At 30.5% G+C, this 21,962-nt stretch carries 22 protein-coding genes and 1 pseudogene; 10 read left to right on the top strand and 13 right to left on the bottom strand.

Annotated features, from left to right (window positions below):
* Positions 1-146: 146 nt before the first annotated feature.
* A complete protein-coding gene (locus tag RH99_RS00765) occupies positions 147-2,093 on the top strand; it encodes a purple acid phosphatase family protein (RefSeq protein WP_010233066.1) in 1,947 nt (648 codons plus the stop codon).
* A gap of 281 nt (positions 2,094-2,374) precedes the next feature.
* Here RH99_RS00765 and RH99_RS00770 read toward each other — a convergent pair whose 3' ends face one another.
* Complete coding sequence (locus RH99_RS00770) at positions 2,375-2,563, bottom strand: hypothetical protein (RefSeq protein WP_010233068.1); 189 nt, start codon at positions 2,561-2,563, stop codon at positions 2,375-2,377.
* 284 nt (positions 2,564-2,847) lie between these two features.
* Between RH99_RS00770 and RH99_RS00775 the strand changes: the two genes are divergently transcribed.
* Positions 2,848-3,552, top strand: a complete 705-nt coding sequence (locus RH99_RS00775; protein ID WP_010233070.1) for an LrgB family protein — start codon at positions 2,848-2,850, stop codon at positions 3,550-3,552.
* A gap of 205 nt (positions 3,553-3,757) precedes the next feature.
* Here the strand turns inward: RH99_RS00775 and RH99_RS00780 are convergent, their stop codons facing one another.
* Positions 3,758-4,645: a fructose bisphosphate aldolase gene (locus tag RH99_RS00780; RefSeq protein WP_010233072.1), complete on the bottom strand. Its 888-nt coding sequence runs from the start codon at positions 4,643-4,645 to the stop codon at positions 3,758-3,760.
* Positions 4,646-4,956: 311 nt separating this feature from the next.
* Entirely contained in the window at positions 4,957-5,241 is a 285-nt protein-coding gene (locus RH99_RS00785; protein ID WP_010233075.1) for a hypothetical protein, read from the bottom strand.
* Positions 5,242-5,552: 311 nt separating this feature from the next.
* Between RH99_RS00785 and RH99_RS00790 the strand changes: the two genes are divergently transcribed.
* A complete protein-coding gene (locus RH99_RS00790; protein WP_010233078.1) occupies positions 5,553-6,767 on the top strand; it encodes a DUF2075 domain-containing protein in 1,215 nt (404 codons plus the stop codon).
* A gap of 81 nt (positions 6,768-6,848) precedes the next feature.
* Here the strand turns inward: RH99_RS00790 and nox are convergent, their stop codons facing one another.
* Both nox and RH99_RS00800 read right to left on the bottom strand, forming a co-directional pair.
* The gene (gene nox / locus RH99_RS00795) at positions 6,849-8,183 is read right to left on the bottom strand and encodes a H2O-forming NADH oxidase (protein ID WP_010233081.1); all 1,335 of its coding nucleotides are present in this window, start codon (positions 8,181-8,183) and stop codon (positions 6,849-6,851) included.
* A 162-nt stretch (positions 8,184-8,345) separates the two neighbouring features.
* Entirely contained in the window at positions 8,346-9,605 is a 1,260-nt protein-coding gene (locus tag RH99_RS00800) for a DUF4434 domain-containing protein (protein WP_010233084.1), read from the bottom strand.
* Between the two features lie 240 nt (positions 9,606-9,845).
* Here RH99_RS00800 and RH99_RS00805 point away from each other — a divergent pair, with 240 nt between their 5' ends.
* Positions 9,846-11,060, top strand: coding sequence for a membrane protein (locus tag RH99_RS00805; protein WP_010233087.1), 1,215 nt, complete (start codon positions 9,846-9,848; stop codon positions 11,058-11,060).
* Between the two features lie 327 nt (positions 11,061-11,387).
* On the top strand, positions 11,388-11,663 hold the full coding sequence (locus tag RH99_RS00810) for a DUF2325 domain-containing protein (RefSeq protein ID WP_010233089.1): 276 nt from the start codon (positions 11,388-11,390) through the stop codon (positions 11,661-11,663).
* Between the two features lie 98 nt (positions 11,664-11,761).
* Here RH99_RS00810 and RH99_RS00815 read toward each other — a convergent pair whose 3' ends face one another.
* The 3 genes from RH99_RS00815 to RH99_RS00825 all read right to left on the bottom strand — a co-directional run bounded on the left by RH99_RS00815 (position 11,762) and on the right by RH99_RS00825 (position 13,905).
* Entirely contained in the window at positions 11,762-12,193 is a 432-nt protein-coding gene (locus RH99_RS00815) for a PD-(D/E)XK nuclease domain-containing protein (protein ID WP_010233091.1), read from the bottom strand.
* 82 nt (positions 12,194-12,275) lie between these two features.
* Entirely contained in the window at positions 12,276-13,415 is a 1,140-nt protein-coding gene (locus RH99_RS00820) for an anti-sigma-I factor RsgI family protein (protein ID WP_010233093.1), read from the bottom strand.
* Positions 13,399-13,905 (bottom strand): RNA polymerase sigma factor, encoded by a 507-nt coding sequence (locus RH99_RS00825; protein ID WP_010233096.1) that lies wholly within the window; start codon positions 13,903-13,905, stop codon positions 13,399-13,401. The genes RH99_RS00820 and RH99_RS00825 overlap by 17 nt, the downstream gene beginning before the upstream one ends.
* Positions 13,906-14,327: 422 nt before the next feature.
* On the opposite strand from RH99_RS00825, the gene RH99_RS00830 reads away from it, so the two are divergent.
* From RH99_RS00830 to RH99_RS00845, 4 genes are all read left to right on the top strand, one after another.
* A complete protein-coding gene (locus tag RH99_RS00830; protein ID WP_026038352.1) occupies positions 14,328-14,543 on the top strand; it encodes a hypothetical protein in 216 nt (71 codons plus the stop codon).
* Between the two features lie 451 nt (positions 14,544-14,994).
* The gene (locus tag RH99_RS00835) at positions 14,995-15,384 is read left to right on the top strand and encodes a DUF2089 domain-containing protein (protein WP_010233100.1); all 390 of its coding nucleotides are present in this window, start codon (positions 14,995-14,997) and stop codon (positions 15,382-15,384) included.
* 22 nt (positions 15,385-15,406) lie between these two features.
* On the top strand, positions 15,407-15,850 hold the full coding sequence (locus RH99_RS00840) for an SHOCT-like domain-containing protein (RefSeq protein ID WP_010233102.1): 444 nt from the start codon (positions 15,407-15,409) through the stop codon (positions 15,848-15,850).
* Positions 15,851-16,173: 323 nt separating this feature from the next.
* The gene (locus RH99_RS00845; protein WP_010233104.1) at positions 16,174-16,524 is read left to right on the top strand and encodes a phage holin family protein; all 351 of its coding nucleotides are present in this window, start codon (positions 16,174-16,176) and stop codon (positions 16,522-16,524) included.
* 96 nt (positions 16,525-16,620) lie between these two features.
* Here RH99_RS00845 and RH99_RS00850 read toward each other — a convergent pair whose 3' ends face one another.
* Positions 16,621-17,322, bottom strand: a complete 702-nt coding sequence (locus tag RH99_RS00850) for a DUF3862 domain-containing protein (RefSeq protein ID WP_010233106.1) — start codon at positions 17,320-17,322, stop codon at positions 16,621-16,623.
* A gap of 149 nt (positions 17,323-17,471) precedes the next feature.
* Here RH99_RS00850 and aat point away from each other — a divergent pair, with 149 nt between their 5' ends.
* The gene (aat, locus tag RH99_RS00855; RefSeq protein ID WP_010233109.1) at positions 17,472-18,149 is read left to right on the top strand and encodes a leucyl/phenylalanyl-tRNA--protein transferase; all 678 of its coding nucleotides are present in this window, start codon (positions 17,472-17,474) and stop codon (positions 18,147-18,149) included.
* Positions 18,150-18,195: 46 nt separating this feature from the next.
* On the opposite strand, the pseudogene RH99_RS00860 reads toward aat, so the two are convergent.
* The 4 genes and pseudogenes from RH99_RS00860 to RH99_RS00870 all read right to left on the bottom strand — a co-directional run.
* Positions 18,196-19,176, bottom strand: a pseudogene (locus RH99_RS00860) (M20 metallopeptidase family protein); the annotation flags it as partial.
* An 18-nt stretch (positions 19,177-19,194) separates the two neighbouring features.
* Positions 19,195-19,386 carry a hypothetical protein gene (locus RH99_RS19545; RefSeq protein ID WP_243441428.1) on the bottom strand — a complete coding sequence of 64 codons (192 nt, stop codon included), beginning with the start codon at positions 19,384-19,386 and terminating at the stop codon, positions 19,195-19,197.
* A gap of 231 nt (positions 19,387-19,617) precedes the next feature.
* On the bottom strand, positions 19,618-20,691 hold the full coding sequence (locus tag RH99_RS00865) for an ABC transporter substrate-binding protein (protein WP_026038353.1): 1,074 nt from the start codon (positions 20,689-20,691) through the stop codon (positions 19,618-19,620).
* 96 nt (positions 20,692-20,787) lie between these two features.
* Positions 20,788-21,876, bottom strand: coding sequence for an ABC transporter substrate-binding protein (locus RH99_RS00870; protein ID WP_026038354.1), 1,089 nt, complete (start codon positions 21,874-21,876; stop codon positions 20,788-20,790).
* Positions 21,877-21,962 lie beyond the last annotated feature (86 nt).

Genomic DNA, 21,962 nt, shown 5'->3' on the forward strand with positions numbered 1-21,962 from the left:
GAGGTTATAGAAATAACTGGAAGTTATTTTTTGCTACTAGCCATGGATTTTACATAGAGTTTACATAATTTTACATAAAATACCTTATTAGAAGAATTTTAATCTGTTAATATAAAGTTAAAATATAGAATTCAGGGGGATAAAACATGAAATATTTTAACAAAAAAGTCTTAAGTCTCGTTATCGCAGTAAGCACTATATCAACTTCAGTTATTGGTTTAAACACTGTTGCTTTTGCTGCAGACACTAGCATAACACCTGTTGTTGACCCATCTGCCTCAGTTGGTACAGTTACTAAAACTATGGTTACCTTTGATGGTGACACAAAAACTACTAAAGGTTTTACCTGGTATACCTCAAAAGCATCAATTAACAGTGATCTACAAATAGTTGAAAAAACCTCAGACACTGCCAATTTTGCAAAAGGTAAGTCTTTCACAGGAACTACAGCTGTTCCAAGTAACAACACTTCAGCTACGCCACCAGCTAATACCACAACTTCAAAACCAGAATATGTGCACAAAGCCACAGCTACAGGACTTAAAGCAAATACGACCTACTACTATCGTGTTGGTGATGCTTCCATAGGTCTTTGGGGTGCTACTTCTACCTTCCAAACTGCTCAGGAAAGCGGTGCCTTTACTTTTCTTGATTTAGCAGATCCACAGGCTAAAGATTATGATGAAGCTCTTCTTGCCGCTTCAACCTTTAAAAAAGCCCTTAATACAGTGCCAAATTCAAAATTCCTTGCACTTAACGGTGATATAGTTGATGACGGAAGTATAGAATACGAATGGGATTGGCTTTTCAATAATATAGGACAGGGCTTTCTAAATACTACTATAGCTCCTATAGCAGGAAATCATGACAACAAATCCGGTGCTTTTGTAGATCATTTTAATCTTTCTGCCGCACCAGGCTCCGATACTACTACAGGTGTTTATTATTCTTATGATTACAGCAATGCACATTTTGTAATGCTCAATAATAATGAAAACACTAAAGTAAATGACCTTTCCAAGGCTCAACTTGATTGGATGAAAGCTGATATTCAAAAAGCACGTGCTAACGGTTCACAGTGGATCATTGTTGATATGCACAAGGGACCTTACACTACATCAAATCATGCTACTGATAGTGATATAAATGATCCTGTAAATGGATCAAGAAAAACTGTTGCACCTCTTATGGCACAGCTTGGAGTAGATTTAGTTCTTCAAGGTCATGATCATATCTATGCAAGAAGTAAGCCAATAAAAGCAGATGGTACTGCAGCTTCAGAAGATTTAATTACAGAAAACAATAAGGGTCAGAAAACTCAATATCAAGTAAACCCAGACGGTACTATTTATCTGATTCCTGCAACTGCTGGTCCAAAGGTTTACTACAAAAATACTAAAATAGATCCTAGTTATTATTCCCTATTTGATCGTGCTGAAGAAAACCACGCTGCTATTTATGGCCAAGATCCTGCTGATAGTACAAGGCCTAAGCGTTCCCAAATACAAAACTTTGAAAGTATTTCAATAGATAAAGATAAGCTTTCTGTCATTTCTTATGAAATAGATCAGAATAAAAACAATGCACAACCTTATATTATTGATACCTTTGGTATTGAAAAACCAACTATTGCAAAAATTACAGAAGATCAAACTGACACTTTACCAGGAAACAATAAGTCTGCAAATTATACAGTTTCCATGAATAACATTACAAAGGCAAATACTTTTGAGACGACTGTAAAATATGACTCAAATCAGTATTCATTGAATAATATTGATTACTTACAGCCTGGTCTTAAACAGATTTCAAAGGATGATAAAAACGGTACATTAAAATTAGTATTTACTAAGGAAAATGGCGGTACCATAACAACTAGTAAAGACTACACAGATTTAGTAAAACTACACTTTACTTCTAAAGGATCTAAATCTAAAGGAAAAGATTCAGCTGTACGACTTTTAAAGGCAGAATTTAGAGGACTTAACACAAAAGCTGTATCTGCTAGAATAAATGATCCATTAGCTAACTTACATGCTAATTCTTTCTCTAAGACGCTTTCAAATTTATCAGCTCCAGGCCATTTAAAATAACATATTTAAGTTTATCTTATATCCTTTAAACTATTTATTATAAAAAATCGCCATAGAAATTTATCTATGACGATTTTTGCATTATTTATTTGCCATCAATAGCAAAACAAATTGTGTTCACAATTTGTTAACATCACCCAAGGGTTTTTCATATATGCCTGAGAAGAAATCTTACAATTCGAGCTTTTTACTATATTCCCTAATAATGCTAATAGATTTTTTAGCTCTATCATTTCATTATCAGCTAAATGATATTCAACCAGTTCTTTTACACTTAGAAACTAACTTGCCTTTTTTAACATTGTAAGATTATTGACATTTAAATCACTTGATATTAAACCATATACTTCCTCGAAATCATCTTGGAAAGCCCGATAAACAACTTCAAATCCAATAATCAATCCGCCCAAGACCCCACCTGTTAATGTAGTAATTGAAAATAAGAGTAACCACTTATCTACACCTATCATTTTAGTTCTCTCTTTCAAAATGAAGTAATTTAAGGCTATATTCATTCAAAGTATAGCCTTATCTGATGTAATTCATTCATTATTTAATATAAATTAATTTGCAAATATTATATCATTAACTTATGTACTAGTATTAATAATTTTTATATTAGAGGAGTATAAATATATGAAATTTTTAATTACCATGCTTTTAACTTGCTAAATTGCAATCATTGCAATCAAAGATGGGATTATTTTAAGATATTCTCATTATGAAATATCATACTAAAGGGAGATGGTTTTAAGTGAGTGAAATAATTAGCTCTCCTATTTTTTCTGTTATGATCTCATTAATAGCTTTTGAATTAGGTTGTGTTATATACAAGAAGACTAAGTTTCCATTATTTAATCCTATAATTATTGCTATAGTATTGGTAATAATTATAATCAAATTGCTAAATATAAGCGTTGATACATACAATAAAGGTGGAAATTTAATTAGCTTCTTCTTGACTCCAGCTACAGTTATATTAGCCGTACCACTATATAAAAAGTTACAACTTTTAAAGGAAAATGTAGTTCCAATAATAGTAGGAATAACAGCAGGATCTTTAAGTGGAATGTGCTCCATAGTATTATTATGTCACCTATTACTTGTTCCAAAACAATTAACTCTATCTATGATACCAAAATCTGTCACCGTACCAATAGGTATAGCTATTTCAGAACAAATCGGTGGAATTCCTGCAATAACAATGTTTGCTATTATGGTCACTGGAACTATTGGTATTGTAGTATATCCAGTAGTATTTAAGATTTTAAAAATTGAAGATCCCATAGCAAAAGGAGTTGCTATGGGTACAACAGCTCATGCAATTGGAACCTCAAAAGCCATAGAAATGGGTGAAGTAGAAGGTGCTATGAGTAGTTTATCTATGGGTGTTGCAGGTATATTTATTGTAATATTTGCACCTATAGTAACCAAATTATTTAGTATTCTTATAAAGTAAATCCTATAATTAACATTATCTAAAATCTTTAGAACACTTCCCTACTACTGGATATGAATGACTAGTTGAAGGATTGCGACGAGCTTTTGTTTTGTATTTAGGATACCACCGATAAAATCGGTGGCATTTTAAATACAAAACTGGCTTATGTGCATACACAGACACTACTTGCCAATATGGTGTAAATGATGCTAATGATAGAAATTTATTTGATTGATGCTTCATAGATTTCCTTAATTGAGTTCAATATCGTCGCATCAAATTCTTCCTCGGTTTGCCCGGCAGTTAATCCTTGAGATAAAGCTCGTGAGAAACTAGCGATTAATCCATGATTACATGCTAGCTTTTTATTTGCTTCCGCTTGACTATACCCTCCAGACAAAGCTACCACTCTTACAACATGTGGATCATTCATCAAATCACTATAGAAATTATCCTCTGTTGGTATTGAGAGTTTAAGCATCACTTTTGTTTCCTTATCAAGGCTTGATAATTGTTTTGAAATCTCAAGTTTTAGAAACTTTTCTGATTCTTTTTTATCAGTGCTATGAATATCAACCTCTGGTTCAATGATTGGAATTAGACCAGCCTTAGCTATTTGTTTACCAATTTCGAATTGCTGCTCCACCACTTTTTTAATTCCGTAAGGATTGGCTTCTTTAATAACTGAGCGCATTTTTGTTCCAAAAATATTTTTTTCTACAGCTTTCTTTAAAAGGTCCTTCAAACCAGTTATTGGTTTCATAATCTGAACACCATCTTCAAGTTCAGTAAGTCCTTTATCCACCTTTAAAAAAGGTACAATATTCTTTTTCTCCCAAAGATAATCAGCAGTATATTGACCGTCAATGGTACGATACATTGTATTTTCAAATAAAATAGCACCCAAAATGTACTCTGAAGTAAATGCAGAACTCTTTATGATGCGTTTTCTCATTTCATGTACTAAATCAAACATCTCTTCATCATTAGAATAACTGCTTTCTGGAATACCATATTGTAGTAATGCCTTTGGAGTGCTACCACCACTTTGATCTAGTGCGGCAATAAATCCTTTACCTGTATGCATTTGATTCATTTGCTTTTCATTCATTGGATTTCCCTCCTTTTTGTTTGAGATTAAATAATTACATCTCTTGCTTTATTATAGTATATTTTTTATTTAATTATAAGTAACAGATCTTGAGTAAATTATTCTTATATCAAAAGTATTATTTAATCTTTTTTGACTAATATGCCCATTTTTATTGAAGTTTCTTCATCAAATTATATTGAAAAAGTACATAGGTTTACAAAAGTAAAATCTATGTACTTTTTTCATGATCTGGTGACCAATTTTTTTTAATTCTTCCACTTCCTCCACTGTAAGGTTACGACATTTTCCTCTATCTATACCATCAATTTTTATTTTAAATCATCTTTAATCTTCATAGCCTTATTAAAATCATCTTTATATGCTGAAGTTTTAGACCATATCTGTTTATATGGAATTGTTTTAGCTACTTGTGGATAAATTTTATTTACAACTGGAACATTATATATTCCTAAACTTTGAATACCAAATAGGATTACTCCTACTAAAACTATTAATACAATAAATTTACCTATAGATGCTACTATTTTTACAAAAACATAAAATAAAATCAGTGCAATAAAAACTGCTATTACCGTATTGGTATTAATACTCATATTAAATACTCCCTTTTATAATATTATTACAATTAACTGTGTTATAAATTATACCATATCATATCCTTGAAAACTTTTAACTTTTTCTAAACACACCTTTGAAATACTAATTATCAATGATAAGATTATACGATATGCTTATAAGCTGTGAAAATTATAAAAAATCAAATGCCATAGTAAATGTTAATATGATTGAAGATGTGAAATATAATAGTATAATGAATTTTAACAGGAAATTTTGACATGAAACTATATTTTTTTAATATATAATATTTATTAAGATTTCTTGTATAGAAAAGGTGGACTAATTGATGAAAGATATTGAGGAAAATAATATATTGAATAATTCACTGTACAAGTTAGATCCTTATAAAAAATTAACAGAAGAACAAGAAAAACTAAAAGAGTATATATTTAATTTCTGCTATACGCATCGTAAAGATGAACATGCCATTTTTTTAATTAACGGTGCTGCTGGAACTGGAAAAAGCCTATTGTTAAGTTCCATATTCAATAGTTTACAGAACATTTCCAAAAATGATCCCTCAAATGATTTGTATCACACTGATAATTATTTATTGGTAAATCATCCAGAAATGCTGAAACTATATAAAGAAATTGCTAGTGAAACACCTAATTTATTAAAGAAAAATTTTGAACGTCCTACAACCTTTATTAATCGAATGACAAAAAATAATTCAAAGGCTGATATTGTTTTAATTGATGAGGCTCATTTACTTTTGACTAAAAAAGATCCTTATAATAATTTTAAACAAGATAATCAATTAGAGGAAATTATTAAGCGTAGTTACATTGTGATTTTAGTATTCGATGAACAGCAGGTCTTGAAATTTAAGAGTTATTGGAAAAGCAAAAAAATGAAGCAATTTTTAGAGGCTGTACCCAGTGAGAGTTATCAGTTAACTACTCAATTTCGTGTACAAGCTAATCATGATATTTATGAATGGATTGATCGATTCTCCCGTGGAAAGTTAAAACCATTGCCAGAAAAGCAAGCATTTGATTTTAGAATTTTTGCTGATGCCAATGAAATGTATGAATTGATTAAGGAGCAAAATACTAAATACGGTTTATGCAGAATGCTGGCAACCTATGATTTTCCCTATAAGCTTGATGGTGAAGATTATTACGTTACCACTGATACATTTAAATTAAGATGGGATAGAAGCAAACCTCAGGATCAAAAGCCTTGGGCAGAACGGCCAGATACTATCGAAGAAGTTGGATCGGTTTATACCATTCAAGGCTTTGATTTAAACTATGCAGGTATTATTCTAGGACCATCTATCTCATATGATCCTGAAGAAGATGAACTAGTTATTAATCCCAATAGATATGAAGATAATGCTGCCTATATGGGCAGTTCTAAAATAGATTCTTCACCAAATGCTAAGTGCAAAATCATTTTAAACTCTATTAATGTACTAATGACTAGGGCAAGAAAAGGTATGTATATTTACGCAATAGATTCTGAATTGCGTAAAAAGCTATTGTCTTTAATGTAAATTAGAATTTAATAATTATTTAATGATAACCTAAAAGAAAACTGCCCTTATGTAAAGGACAGTTTTCTAGTTATATAAAAATTACTTAGCACTCAATGCCGCCATAGTTATATAGTTATAAGGTTGATTGAAATGAGGTAAGAAGAATATATCCAAAAGTTTCAACTTGTCAATAGTAACTCCTTCTTCGATAGCTAAGGAAAACATATGAATACCCATAGAAATATCATAATATGAAGCCATCTCTGTACCTAATACTCTACGAGATTCCTTATCATAGATAATACGAATTTTTACCTTTGCATTTTCTTCCTTAATAAAAGCTGGTTTTTGTAAATCCTCATATTGTGTATAAACTGGATCAAATCCTGATTTTTTAGCAGCTTTTAAATTCAGACCTGTAGACACCATCTTATATCCAAATATACATATTCCATTTGAACCCTGTACGCCTGCAGACTCAATAGGTGTACCACAAGCATTGTGTCCTGCTACTACACCGCTACGTACTGCATTAGTTGCCAAGGCAATATAATTACTTTCTTTCATCACATTACTATAAACAGTAGCACAATCGCCAATGGCATATACATCTTTAACGCTTGTCTCTTGATTAAGATTTACTTTATAAGCTCCATTTGCAATGGTATCAATTTTATCTTTACCAATCTGGCTATTTGGATAAAAACCAATACAAATAATTACCAAGTCTACGTCATACTCACCTTTATCAGTGACAATACCTGTTACTTTGGTATCACCTTTGATTTCCTTAACCATTTCACCGTAATGTAATTCTACTCCATTGTTTTTTAAAATTTCATCCATATCATGACTGAACCATTCATCATAATAACTTGAAAGGCTAGTATCTGCTACATCAAATAATAGAGGATTTTTATTACGACGTTTAATTGCTTCTGCAATTTCAACACCAATATATCCTGCTCCCACAACTGCCACATTTTTAATAGAATCATCTTGAAGCAATTTATCAATTTTTTGACCATCCTGAAATAATTTTACGTTTTCTACATTTTCTAAATCAACCCCAGGAATTTTAGGAATGATAGGAAGTGAACCAGTTGCTAAAATTAATTTATCATAACTTTCAACTATTTCTGCCCCATTTTTATCTACAGCATAAACTTTTTTCTCTTCAAAATCCACATTTTTTATTTCTGCTTCCATATGTACCACCGCTTTTTTAGAAGCAAATATTTCTGGAGAACAATAAAATAGGCCTGCAGTATCATCTATCTGCTTTCCAACATATAAAGCAGTACCACATCCCAAATAGCTAATATTACTGTTTCTATCAAAAATCACCAATTCATTTCCATTATAGTTATCCAAAATAGTGTTAGCTGCAGCAGTTCCAGCATGATTTGCACCCACCAAGACAATTTTACTCATTTCAATCACTCCTTCTATACCTTATAGTATTATGAATATTAATTATTACATAATAATAATTATAATCTTTATGTTAATAAGATACCACAAAATATATCACTTAATCAACCCCCAAAATAAATTTTATTAAAAGTCAGTATTACCACAGGGTGAAATTATTATTCATCTTAACTGTGATTTTCTTGATACATTTCCCCAAAAATCCACGGTTTGTATCTCATATTTTGATTTTTTTGAACTATTTCTATATATGAATTCTCCTAATAATTTTTCTTTATCTCCACCATACTTTCTCTGAACCCATGGAGAATAAATTACTTTTCCATTACAATACAATTTGTATCCCGCTGCATTGTCAGCTGTTTCCCATTGAATCAAATCTCCATTGCTCACCTTACTAATTTTAGCCCACTTGGGTGCATCAGGTTTTCTATTATAAATTTCATGCTGGTACAAATATCTTTTATAAGCCCTGTGAAAACCATTATTTATATTAATTGGACTATAATAATGACTATATGCAAAAGTTATCATATCATCTACAAACGGGTTTTCAAGTCTCATCTGCTTTATAAATCTCTTTATAGGAGCACTTGACCAATTATTATGATTAAAGGTTTCCACGTTGGACCAAAATAAAAGTCCTTTTTTCGACTTTACCACTTTACTAAGAGCGGCAAACCAGTCTCTTACCTCAGTTATATCAAGTCCACCTCCACCTACCGAATCCTGAGGGCAGAAAATATCTCCCTTTTTTAAATTAGTTAGTTTAAAAAAATGCTTCCAATTATATGCATAAGTCTGCGTGATTGAATATTTTGAGTTCATAAAAGGTGATATCATAATTGGCAGCCTTGAATTATTATTGTCCATATAGTTTAAATTTATATTAACCGCATTGGCCAAAGTTTTAAAATCCTTTTTATATTTAAAATTGAGATTATCAACTTCGTATACCCAGTACCATCCATAAAAAGCATTTTTATATTTTTCATGATATTTTTTATATAATTCCCCTACTATAAGGTTTGATTTTCTCATTTGATTATATAGCCATTCCGGTTTTCTAGGTCCTATTTTCCACCACATAATGTTATAGTCAATTCCCAGGAATACTTTAAATCCAGCTTTTTCACAATTTTTTAAACACATATCTACTATATCCCATGACCCTATTCTGCTTTCATTTTCTATTGAAGTCTTATATACTCTTTTAACTTTTTCATTTTGGACAATGAAAGTATTTATGACAATATATTTCATCTTAACTTCTTTTAAATAGTAAAGTTCCCGCTGCCATTTTAAATCATCCCAGCCCATTACCATGTCTGGTTGAATAAATGTGCCAGATGCCTCTGGAAAATCTCTCCGTTTTATTTGGTAATAATAATTAATTAATTTATAAAAAAACTTATTGATCATATAATACCTCTCACTAGATCTTCAATTATTTATATCCTCTATAAAATGAATATGATTTTTCCTACTCCACTATTAACATTTATAAAAAAATAAAGAAAATTAAAAGGCTTACCTAGACGCTTGAATAACCCTTCTCAATATATTATTAATTTTTAAGTTTGACACAAATATCTATCTACTTTATAATTTAATTACGTAGCCGGAAAAAAATAGTAAAAAAATAAGGAAGCGAAAATTACCATGATAAATATTATTAAAACTGCGATTATAACTATAGCAATATCATTTATATCTGGATTACTGTTAGATTATTATAAAAATTTAGCACCTAGAATATTATGTAATTTAGGAAAAGGTATACCTATGGAGATGAATGGCAAAAAGATTTTTGCATACATTATTACTATTATCAACGTATCAAATAAAACAATTCATGAGTTAACTTTAAACATACAAAGTTCACAATCTAACTTAAAGAGTACAGATGCTAAAATAACAAAAGGTTTAAAATTTGATTCTTCAATAAAGGATAACATTTTAGATTTCTATATACCTTTTTTAAGTAAAAGTGATAAGTTTTCAGCTACATTATATGTGGAAAATCAATATGCAGTACATGATAAGCCTGTTATTGTAATTAGATCACCTGAAAATTTTAAGAGGATAGACTCTGCGGGACAAAATGGTATTCTATCTTTATTGTTTAATATACCAAAAGATATAAAGCAGGTAATCTTGAAGATAATGAAAAAATCCAAAGTAATAGCTCCTAATAAAAAAGATAATTTTACAACAGTTATGAATAAGCCCTCAGATGCTGAGAAAACAATAAATAAAGAAAATAGAAAAGCGCTCCATGAAAATAAGCAATCTAATAAGAATAAAAAGGCAATGATAATTATTGCATCAATTATTTTAGTTATGATTATTGGAGTTTTAGGAAAATCTTATTTCAAAAGAACGTATACTAATGCACAAACTCCTATTGGAAATACTATCGTTCCCCAGCAGTCCAATGATGTAAAAGGATCGGCAGGAAGAACAAGTGAAAATAAAAGTACAAATGCATCAACTAGAGGATCAGCTGAAAATACAGATGCAAATACATCAACTGGAGGATCTACTGAAAATAAAAGTACAAATGCATCAACTGGAGGATCTACTGAAAATAAAAATACAAATGCATTAACTGGAGGATCTACTGAAAATAAAAGTACAAATACATCAACTGGAGAATCTACTGAAAATAAAAGTACAAATGCATCAACTGGAGGATCTACTGAAAATAAAAGTACAAATGCATCAACTGGAGGATCTATTGAAAATACAAGTACAAAATCATCAACTGAAAAATCTACTGGAAATACAGATGTAAAATCATCATCAGGAGAATCTACTGGAAATACAGATGTAAAATCATCAACTGGAGGATCTACTGGAAATACAGGTAACTAACGTATCAATATATTTTTGTAGCAAACATAAACTTCTATTTTCTGTTACGACCTCAGATGTCATAGAAATAAAAAAATGAGATGAGATTTACCAGAAGGTAAATCTCATCTGTTTTAGGTATGTATTTAAAATGATTGCTTAAAAGCTGTTGGACTATCCTGAAAAGTACTACTTTAGCTTTGCCAATGAAATATTTTTTATTACTAGTTTTATATCCAAAAAGTTTTATTGTATATATCTATAACTACAAAAATAGAAATTAGTATTGAGGAATAGCAATAAACATAGTATACTAGTATTAATAGTATGAATAAGGAGGGAATTTCTATGGGAATTATGATTGTCGGAGGAGATAATATTGAAATGATAAATTGCCATTTATGCAACAAAGGTTTTTGTGTTATAAAGCATATAAGCGGAAGAAAAAATAATCATAAATGTATTGATATACCTCAAAATGCTGAGCTTGTAATAGTTTTCATTGATTTTGTGAATCATAGATTATGTGAGCACATAAAAAAAGAATCCAGGAAGCTTGGCATAAAGACAATATATTCAAAACGAGCATGGTCCTCCATTGAAAATTTATTATTAAATATTTAAATTTTCAATTGATAAAAAATATGCCTGTATATTAGAACATACTCGAATTTATATGAAACAATTTCTTAAGTCTTTTAGTTATGGTTTTCTCCTTTTAATTATGCAAATGTATCCAATATATTACCATAAGAGTTCTTTTTTGATGCTTGTACCTGTTTACTAGAAATCTGGTTTATGCCTTCAGCTTGTTTCTGATGAATTACAATTGCATCAACATTTTTATTAAAATAATTACCATTCTTAGTATATGATTTTATAGATGCATCAATATTTTTTATTATCTTATCTTTGTCATATACATTTTGTGTTTGATAATGATAAATCTCCGAACCAAATTCCTCCCCAAAAGTTCTTCCTGTTATACTGTTTCTGCTACATTTTACTTCTATGGCTACATCATATTCATCTATATGAATATCGTATTTCACAGAATTGTATCCAGCATCATTGGGAACTTCTAATCTTTCCATAGGAAATATTGGTTTAATAAGTACATGTTCTTTGTTAGATATTATTTTCGTACTAATCACGACCTTTTTAAATTATTAACCCATCATGCACAATTTCAGAAAATTACAAAATATACTTTATTTCACTTTTAACTTTATCTAATTATTTACCTTTTCCATGACCATTATTATCCTTGTCATTACCTTTATTACTACTATCTTTACCTTTATTACTATTACCGTTGCCTTTATCTACATTATCATTTTTAACTGGCTTCGTAGTATTAACTGTGTTACTTTTATTTATAGTTTGTTTTTTGTCTTTTACAGTACCTTTATCATTTTTATTTACATTATCATTTTTAAGTGATTTTGTGGTATTGACTGTATTACCTTTATCTATAGTTTGTTTTTTACTTTCTACAGTGCCTTTATTGTTTACGACACCTTCGTCTTTATTATTCACAGTATCCTCATTAGTATCATTTATGGTGCTTTTATCACTATTATTTACAGTGCTGTTATCAGTATTATTTACGGTACCTTTATCACTATTATTTGCAGCACCTTTATCAGTATTATTTTGTATGCTTTTCATTATATCTTTAACTGTTGCGTCCTTATATTGGCCTACTGTTGCCTCTTTGTCTACTTTTTGTAACTTTTGAATAAGGTTAAGCTTCCCTGGTGTAATTCCTAAATTTCTTGCTTCAACCCTGCGGGCTAATGCAACGTTATCCTTTAAAACCTCTGCTTTTTCCCCACTACTTGTTAAAGCTTCGTTTACTCCTGTTTCTGCCTCAGTTTCAAGGTTAGTTGCAATATTTTTATCATCTGTTTCAGATGTAAGAAAAATAACTGTTGAACCATCCTTAGCTATGTATCCATTTTTAACAGCAGATGTAATCAATGTATCAACAGCCGTTGTAACATTAGAACCTTTCACATTTATTCCATTTAATATTTTGTTACCGTCATTATTGTATCCCTGAACTTTTACTATTCTCCCAAATGTGTTAATTCCTAATTCCACACTTGGATTAATGTCTAAGCTAAGATATGATACTGGTGTTTGGTAATAACCATATACTCCGCTACCTCCCCCAATAGTTAATATAACTAGCAAACAACAAGTAGCTATTGCTAATCTCTTCTTTATAAGCAATAGCCTCCACTTTATAAATTTATTAGTTTTAGAATTCCGATTCTTTGTCAGTGAATCTTTTAGATACACTTCAGTTTTATTTATTAAGGCGTCTTCAGCTTTAATTTGATTTAACGCAGATTTAAAACGAGTAATCATGTTCCTTACCCCCTAATTTTTTTTTAATAAGTGCCTTTGCTCTGCGTAAGTTAGAGTATATAGTATTTTCATTTTTCTTTAACATCTTTGCGATTTCAGGCACAGTATAATCCTCATAGTAATATAAGTAGATAACATTCTTGTACTTTTCTGGAAGTGATAAAACCACCTGGATAAGTTCATTTTCAGCTTTATCTTCAAATGGTAATTCCATATTTTCAATAGAATCAATATTCTTTTTCCAAAAGCTTTTTAATACATCCTTACACTTATTGATTGTGACTCTTATTATCCATGCTTTTTCATGTTCAGCACTTTCAAAAGTAGTTTTAGTTTTATTTTGCAATAGCTTTAAGAATACTTCCTGAAATACATCATCAACCTCTGTACTGTTATGTAGATATAAAAAACATATTCGATAAACCATATCAGAGTATTTTTTTAGTGCAACTTCAATTTCCTTATTGATATCAAGAGATGTAGGCTTCATTTTTACTCCCTTCTATACTTAATACGATTAGACAATGAAAATCCGTGCAAAAATATTTACAACTTTAAAAAATTATTTTTAATCAAATTACATTTAATACAGTTTAATGATTGAATATCAGGCTTTTATCTTCATAAAATTATGGAAGCTTATTTAGTATGGATTAAAATATATATAATAAACAATAAATAAGAAAAACTGGTTGAATATTTTGATATATTTTCTTGATACTCAATTGCACTAATATAACAGGCAGGTAAGCATTGATATAACTAAATTTGTTTATAAGACTTTTTAAGATAGGAAATCAAGTAACATCAATGATTTTATGGATTATTTCCCCAATTAAAGTTATAATTAAAGTAAGAGATGCACATATTATACAACTAAATATAAATATCAGATGGGGAGGAGAATTTATTATGGATAAGTTTTTAATTAAGAATACTACAAGAGAACAGAGAGAAAAAATTATCAGAGATTCACTTAACTGTGGCGGAGGCGGCTGTGAAAACTGTTCTGCATGCGGCATATACGGATCACAAGATCCTTTTGAAATGTATCAGCCATATATTGACGGTGAAAAAGAAATTTCTGAAATCAATAATGAATTCAGATCTTCTTTCTTTATTCGCTAAACAGCTGCCAATGGGATTACTGTTAACTAATTTGTTAGAGTGTATATAGTAATGACTTAAAGCCCTTGATTTCAAGAGCTTTAAGTTATTTTTCATGTCTATGACTGCCATCTTAATTAGATAAAAAGCATTCCTTGAAATTCTTGATTCAATATTTTCTTTTAATCCATCAGGCCTACTGAATAGGAAACCTGAACAAATAAATCGTTATCCAGGGATATAGCAGCCGTTATCTCCCACTTTGCTAGGAGATGGAGTGCCTTTTTAATAGAAAGCACTTCTTTCTTACCAATGAGTATCTTACTAATTAATATTATTAATATTATTAATATTATTAATATAAAAATTAAATTAATTAATATACAAATTAATAATATTAATTTATATATTGACTTTATTAATTCCCAAGTGTATATTAAAACCATAATAATACATTAGGAAGGTGAATACAATGAAATACAAAGCCCCGGGCAAATGTCCCGTATGTGGTGAAAAACTTTCCATTACCAAACTTAGCTGTCCAAAATGCTCAACTTCTATACAAGGAGACTTCCAACCTTGTGAATTTTGTCGTCTCCCTGAAGAAGATCTTGATTTTATAAAGGTATTTATCAAATGCCGAGGCAGCATTAAAGACGTGGAAAAAGAGCTTGGAATCTCTTATCCTACCGTCCGTGGTAAGTTAGATGTAGTTATAAAAGCTCTAGGACTAGAAATTCCTGCTAAAGATACTGTTAAGGATAAAGATTTAAAAGAAGCAGCCAAAATGGAAATTCTAGACCAATTATCAAAAGGTGAAATCACTGCCAAAGAGGCAACTGAAAAAATTAAAAATCTATAATTAATTTATGGGAGTGTTAAAAATGAGTGAACAACAAAAAATATTGGAAATGATTGAAAAAGGTCAAATCACAGCTGTTGAAGGTATGGACCTTTTAGAAGCCCTCAATACTGATAAGGAAGCTGAAGCAATGGAAACCTCTAAATCTCTGACTGCAAACAAACCAAATTATAAGTTTTTTAAAGTAAAGGTTACCTCTGACAATAATACAGTGAATGTTAAAGTTAATATTCCTATACGCTTGTTAACCACCATTGGTGAAATAGCAAGCAAAATGACTACTATGGTACCAGCGGATGCCCGAAAGGAAATGGAAGGCAAAGGTATTGACATCACAAGCATTGATTTTGCTAAAATTATTGAAGAAATATTAAATGGCACCTTGGATGATCCAAATATTGTCGATGTAGAAGCATGGGATGAAGAACACAAAGCCGTGATCAAGGTAAAAATATATGTGGAATAAAAGCTTTCGTATAATATGGCTGAAATTGCAGATGGGGAAAAATAAGCATCTTCATTTTTCCTTTCCTGTTCCCTTTTATATCTTTCATGAATTGCTCGATTGCAGCTTGGATTTATTGAAATTTGTATGCTTGTTTGTATCAAGAAGGCATAATTCGTCTTCATCCTCCTTCACTGTTTATACTATCAAAGAGCTTGTACAAACCATCATAGATCTGTTTGATTCATTAACAGATTTTGAACCCTATGAACTTGTAGACGTAACCACTGATAAAGTCAACATATCAATAAAAATCAAGTGAAATTTATCCATAGGAGGTAATTATGACAAAAATATCATTGAAATATTTGTCAATTATATTGACCATTTACTTATTATCAATAGTAATTGATACAATTCATATTGAAGGTATCACTCCATTGCTGATTATGGGATTGGTCCTGCTAATTGTCAATTTATTGTTGAAGCCATTTTTGCTATTAATTACACTGCCCTTCAGTATCCTTACCTTAGGGTTATTAACCTTTATAGTAAATGCCTGGACTATTATGATTGCAGATCACTTTGTACCTAGAATCAATATGGGCGGATTTCTCAATTCACTGCTTGCCGCATTCATTATCTTTATCTTGCATCATTTACTGCTAGATACAAATAAACCAAAGCAGAATTAGAAATATCTTCCATTGGGAATGCTGCTAAATGACAACAGCGAGCCAAAAGTGCTCGCTGTTCCCATGTTAATAATAAGTCAGTGTGTTTTATAACTCCTACTTTAAACCATATTGCCTTTTGGATTCTAATTTTCCATCTATAAAGTTAACATTCAAATAATTTTCGTCTTCATTTGTCCATATATAAGTTTCAGTACTGTAATCTTCTTCCTTAGATTTATAGCTTAATTCACCTTCACCAAGTATTGATTTAACTTCATTATAAGTCATATTGGTTTTTAATTTATCATACATACTTTTTGTTACCTTTGCATTTTTTGATTCCAAATCAACTTGCGATTTATCTATTACTTTATTATTTAAGAAACTTATATATATACCTGTTTCATCAGAATTTTCCCACTTATAATCAGCTCTTCTATCACTAAAATTTCCAGAAGACGATTCTTCATCTCCCTCACCAAGTATCTTCTGTACCTGATCATAAGTCATTCCCATTTTTATTTTCATGAATTTTTCCATAGTAAATTTTCTATTTTGAACTTTATCGGTGTTGTCATAATTTTTATTATTATCATAATTATAACTGTTACTAATGTTTGCTGACTTTCCATGAAAAACACCCATATTTGATAAAGCAAAAAACACCGATATACCTATAGGTATTATGGATAAAATAATTCTAAAGTTACTAAAGTTAAAGGATCTTTTCTGTTTCATTCCACAACGAGGACAAATTTTAGCATCTACCGGAATGTCCTTAGTGCAGTAAGGGCATTTTTTAGTTCTATAATTCATTTCTTTTCCCCCTTAAATTAAGTGGTTAATGCATTGGTAATATTATACTAAATTTTTATGTGTTTATAAACACATGATATCAAAGTTAATGTTTCACTTGCAGAACTCTACAAAAGATTATAATATATACTTTAAGGGGGTACTGTATTATGCCAATTTACTCATTAAGTGATGATTTAATCTTTCCTCATCCTTCTCTAGCAAGAGAGGATGGTCTCTTAGCTGTATACGGAGATTTGTCTCCAGAGAGGCTTTTACTTGCCTATTCCACTGGAATATTTCCTTGGTTTTCAGAAGATGAACCAATACTATGGTGGTCTCCTGATCCTAGATTCATTGTCTATCCAAAAGACGTGAAAATTTCTCACTCTATGAAAAAAGTACTTAAAAAGAATACATACACAATTACATTTGACACTTGTTTTAGAGATGTTATATGTAATTGTGCTAATATAAGAAAAGAAAGTGGAACCTGGATTACTGATGAAATGATAGAATCTTACTGTAAACTTCATAAACTTGGTTTTGCACATTCTGTAGAAGCCTGGTATGAAAACAAGTTAGTAGGTGGACTGTATGGAATTATCATGGGAAAATGTTTTTTTGGAGAATCTATGTTTTCCACTATGAGTGATAGTTCTAAAGCAGCTTTTATTACTCTTTGCAAACTATTAGAGGAAAAAAATTTTATTATGATAGACTGCCAAGTTTATACTAAACATCTAGAAAGCTTAGGTGCAATAAACATTCCTAGAAATGAATTTTTGGAACTTGTTGAAAAAGGGATTTCAATATCCCCTTTAAAATTGTATTTTAATAAAAAATGATTCTTTGTTTACTTTGATTTTTTAGCATTCTCTTTATATAATGTATTTAAAAATTCTCATCCATAGATATATTTAAAAAGTTTACTGCTGTATTAGCAAGAAGTGCTGCTCCTATAGGAAGTGATTTTTCATCAATATCGAAATTCGCATTGTGCAGTGAAAAATTTTTTTTATTTGAAAATCCTACCCCTAAAGATATAAATGCTGAGGGAACAATCCGTGAGTAAAATACAAAATCTTCACCTAATAGCGTCTTAGGCACGGACTTTATATTTTCATTACCAACAATTTCTACAGCAGACTCTTTTACAATATTAATCATATTCTCATCATTAATTAAAGGGCTGTCCCCTATTCGAAACTTGAAATTATAAGTTGCTCCATGTGCTAATGTAATACCTTTAATAACATTTTCCATAATATCTTTAGCACTATCATGAATATCTTTATTAAAAAATCTAATCGTTCCAGTTAAAATTACTTTATCAGCTACTACGTTTGCTTTATTACCTCCATTTATTGTTCCTATAGTTATGACAAAAGGTTCCATAGGATTAATTTTAGAAGATGAAATTGTTTGCAATGACAACACCAATTCAGATGCAACTATAATTGCATCTGTGGCTTTATGTGGCAAAGCCCCATGTCCACTTTTGCCAATAATTTCTATTTCAAATCCTCCTGCTGTTGCATAAAACTCTCCTGTTCTTAATCCTATATCTCCTGCTAAGAGATTTGGATCTACATGCAACCCAAATACACCATCCACTTTAGGATTTTCCATAACACCTTCCTCAATCATTTCAGAAGCTCCACCTAATGGACTTTCCTCGCTAGGTTGAAAAATAAACTTAACATTTCCTTTTATTGAATCCCTTATTTTAGACAGTATACCTGCTGCCCCTAATAATACTGCTGTATGTGCATCATGACCACAAGCATGCATAATATTTTTATTTGTTGATTTAAATTTATGATTGTTTCTTTCTTGTATAGGAAGCGCATCCATATCTGCTCTTAATGCAACTGTTTTACCATGAGCTTTTCATCTCAGTAATCCAACGACGCCAGTTTTCCCAACCCTTTCTGTAACATCAATTCCAAGTTCTTCAAGTCTTTCTGCAACAAGCTTTGCCGTTTTAAACTCCTGTATAGCGAGTTCTGGATTTTTATGAATTGTTCTGCGTATACGAACTATATCTGATTCAATTTCATAAGCTAAATCTTTTATTAACATATAATTTTTTCCTCTCCTTTATCTAGTATTCTAAGCAAATTATTTATAATTTTTTATAAAAATTTGATCTTCCTTGTAATTGATTCATGTAATTTTTAATATATTAAATAGAAGCATTTTTAATTTAATGAAAAATTTTTTTAAATTTGATAATAAGACAATTTTAATCTACAATTAGCCGCTAATCATTTATGTAGACTTAGCAGCCAATTGAATCTATAAAATATCAAATTATTTTAATTCACCAGTATAATAAGGATTTAAATCATTAGTATACAAGTCTTCGGCCTTTATCTGTCCTGGCACTTCAAAATTAGTCAATTTATTTTTTTCAGCTGTCTTAACCCAAAACTCAATTTGCTCAGGTTTAATCCATTTTTGATCAGGATATATATTACCAGCCATATTCTTAACATCCATTTTAAGATAGTCAGCTGCAATTTTTAATGATTGTTGATAGTTTTTATTTATATACTGCTGAGCTTTAAGATCAGCCACTATATATGCTTTTACTATATCTGGATATTTCTTTATAAAATCTTCACTAAATGCACGAATAGCAAGTCCACCAATTTCCCCATCACCAGCTGCTTCACCTATTTTATAACTGGTAGTAAGAATTTTAAAGCCACCATCATTTTTAGTTTTCATATTATATGGTGGATGCAGTATAGCTGCATCTATGTTTCCTTGTTTAAGAGCTTGCTCCTGCTGTAGATCATTCATAACAACTATTTGTGTGTTTTTTACATTTACTCCATTTTGACGCAAAAACTCTGCATTTAATAATTCTGCACAACTCCCTTTACCACTCATAGCAATCTTTTTTCCAACTAAATCCTTTGGTGAATTTATTTTTCCGTCATCACGTACAAACCAAGTCATATGAGTCTTATCAAAATCAGGACTGTCAACCATACTATGTAGTACTATTTTCAGTTTTGCTCCTGCTTTTCTGGCTGAAGCAATTGTTGTAACATGTCCTGAAGCAAACAAGTCATTATCACCTTTAATTACTGATTGAGCTAGACTTACATTAGCAGGTAAAACACCAGTATACTCTGGGATTATTCCCACTTCTTTAAAAAATCCCTGCTTATCTGCTATAATAAACTCATTGAAGTCTGTTGGAGTTGCTACCTTTAGATGAAATGGCTTAGTAAGCTTACCTTCAACAAATTTACCTGTATAAGGCTTACTGCTATCAAAAATTTCTGATGCTGATGATGTAGATTTTGACTTTCCACATCCCACTGTTAAAACAAATATCAATACACTTAATGTCAATACTAAAAATTTCTTCATTTTAAACACACTTTCTTTCTCTTTGTAATTATATACTTTTAACATATACCTATAATTTGTTATTCTATACTTTCTTTTAAAATAAACTTTCAATTTTTATTTTATTTCACCATTTTTATAAGGATTTAAGTCGTTGGTATATAAATCAGAAGCCTTTACTTTTCCAGGGGTTTCAAAGCCAGTAAGCTTATTTTTTTCAGCTATTTTAATCCAGAAATCAACTTGTTCTGGAATAACCCATTTTTGATTTTCAGCATATAAACTTCCTGATGTATCTTTAACATCAACTTTAAGAACCTTTGCTGCAATCTGTAATGACTCTTCATAGTGATTATCCACATACTGCTGTGCTTTAACATCTGCAACTATATATGCCTTTACTACATCAGGATATTTTTTTATAAAATCTTCGCTAAATGCACGACATCCAACACCACTAAGTTGTCCATTTCCAGCACCAGCTGCAATTCCATAGCTTGTAGTTAAAATATTCAATCCTCCATTATTTTTAGCTTTCATATTGTACGGAGCATGTACTATAGCCACATCTATGTTACCTTGTCTAAGAGCTTGTTCTTGCTGTTGATCATTCATAACAACTATTTGTGTTTTACTTACGTCTACTCCATTTTGACGTAAGAATTCTGCATTCCATAGTTCTGCACAGCTCCCCTTACTACTCATGGCAATTTTCTTTCCAACTAAATCTTTTGCTGATTTAATATTACTTCCTGCCTTTACAAACCAAGTCATATGAGTTTTATCAAATTCTGGACTATCCACACTCCCTGTAAGCACAACTTTAATTTTTGCTCCTGCAGCACGTATCGCTGCAATAGTTGTTAAGTGTCCTGATCCAAATAAATCATTATCTCCTTTAATTACTGATTGAGCTAAACTTACATTGGCAGGCAAAACACCTGTATATTCTGGAATTATCCCTACTTCCTTAAAAAATCCTTTTTGATCGGCTATAATCCCTTCAGTAAATCCCGTTGGAGTTGGCATTTTAAGATGAAATGGTTTTGTTAATTTACCATTTACAAACTTGCCTGTATAAGGTTTACTGCTATCAAAAGTTTCTGATGTTGATGAGGCTGTATTGGAAGATGATGCTTTCCCGCAACCTGCAAATACTAATAAAGTCATTACCACACTTAATGTTAATACTAATAATTTTTTCATAAAACAATTCTCCTTGTTTAAATCTTTTATTATTTCCATCTGCTTATTCTTTTTTTCAAAAGCTACTATTATGTAGTTCACAATAA

Origin of the sequence: Clostridium arbusti SL206, from assembly GCF_000246895.1 — a bacterium.
Lineage (GTDB): Bacteria > Bacillota > Clostridia > Clostridiales > Clostridiaceae > Clostridium_I > Clostridium_I arbusti.

What these genes read in the sequence shown, in the direction of transcription:
- RH99_RS00765 (WP_010233066.1), top strand. Translation starts at nt 147, where the DNA reads ATGAAATATTTTAACAAAAAAGTCTTAAGTCTCGTTATCGCAGTAAGC.
- RH99_RS00770 (WP_010233068.1), bottom strand. Translation starts at nt 2,563, where the DNA reads ATGATAGGTGTAGATAAGTGGTTACTCTTATTTTCAATTACTACATTA.
- RH99_RS00780 (WP_010233072.1), bottom strand. Translation starts at nt 4,645, where the DNA reads ATGAATGAAAAGCAAATGAATCAAATGCATACAGGTAAAGGATTTATT.
- RH99_RS00785 (WP_010233075.1), bottom strand. Translation starts at nt 5,241, where the DNA reads ATGAGTATTAATACCAATACGGTAATAGCAGTTTTTATTGCACTGATT.
- RH99_RS00790 (WP_010233078.1), top strand. Translation starts at nt 5,553, where the DNA reads ATGAAAGATATTGAGGAAAATAATATATTGAATAATTCACTGTACAAG.
- nox (WP_010233081.1), bottom strand. Translation starts at nt 8,183, where the DNA reads ATGAGTAAAATTGTCTTGGTGGGTGCAAATCATGCTGGAACTGCTGCA.
- RH99_RS00800 (WP_010233084.1), bottom strand. Translation starts at nt 9,605, where the DNA reads ATGATCAATAAGTTTTTTTATAAATTAATTAATTATTATTACCAAATA.
- RH99_RS00805 (WP_010233087.1), top strand. Translation starts at nt 9,846, where the DNA reads ATGATAAATATTATTAAAACTGCGATTATAACTATAGCAATATCATTT.
- RH99_RS00810 (WP_010233089.1), top strand. Translation starts at nt 11,388, where the DNA reads ATGGGAATTATGATTGTCGGAGGAGATAATATTGAAATGATAAATTGC.
- RH99_RS00820 (WP_010233093.1), bottom strand. Translation starts at nt 13,415, where the DNA reads ATGATTACTCGTTTTAAATCTGCGTTAAATCAAATTAAAGCTGAAGAC.
- RH99_RS00825 (WP_010233096.1), bottom strand. Translation starts at nt 13,905, where the DNA reads ATGAAGCCTACATCTCTTGATATCAATAAGGAAATTGAAGTTGCACTA.
- RH99_RS00830 (WP_026038352.1), top strand. Translation starts at nt 14,328, where the DNA reads ATGGATAAGTTTTTAATTAAGAATACTACAAGAGAACAGAGAGAAAAA.
- RH99_RS00835 (WP_010233100.1), top strand. Translation starts at nt 14,995, where the DNA reads ATGAAATACAAAGCCCCGGGCAAATGTCCCGTATGTGGTGAAAAACTT.
- RH99_RS00840 (WP_010233102.1), top strand. Translation starts at nt 15,407, where the DNA reads ATGAGTGAACAACAAAAAATATTGGAAATGATTGAAAAAGGTCAAATC.
- RH99_RS00845 (WP_010233104.1), top strand. Translation starts at nt 16,174, where the DNA reads ATGACAAAAATATCATTGAAATATTTGTCAATTATATTGACCATTTAC.
- RH99_RS00850 (WP_010233106.1), bottom strand. Translation starts at nt 17,322, where the DNA reads ATGAATTATAGAACTAAAAAATGCCCTTACTGCACTAAGGACATTCCG.
- aat (WP_010233109.1), top strand. Translation starts at nt 17,472, where the DNA reads ATGCCAATTTACTCATTAAGTGATGATTTAATCTTTCCTCATCCTTCT.
- RH99_RS19545 (WP_243441428.1), bottom strand. Translation starts at nt 19,386, where the DNA reads ATGTTAATAAAAGATTTAGCTTATGAAATTGAATCAGATATAGTTCGT.
- RH99_RS00865 (WP_026038353.1), bottom strand. Translation starts at nt 20,691, where the DNA reads ATGAAGAAATTTTTAGTATTGACATTAAGTGTATTGATATTTGTTTTA.
- RH99_RS00870 (WP_026038354.1), bottom strand. Translation starts at nt 21,876, where the DNA reads ATGAAAAAATTATTAGTATTAACATTAAGTGTGGTAATGACTTTATTA.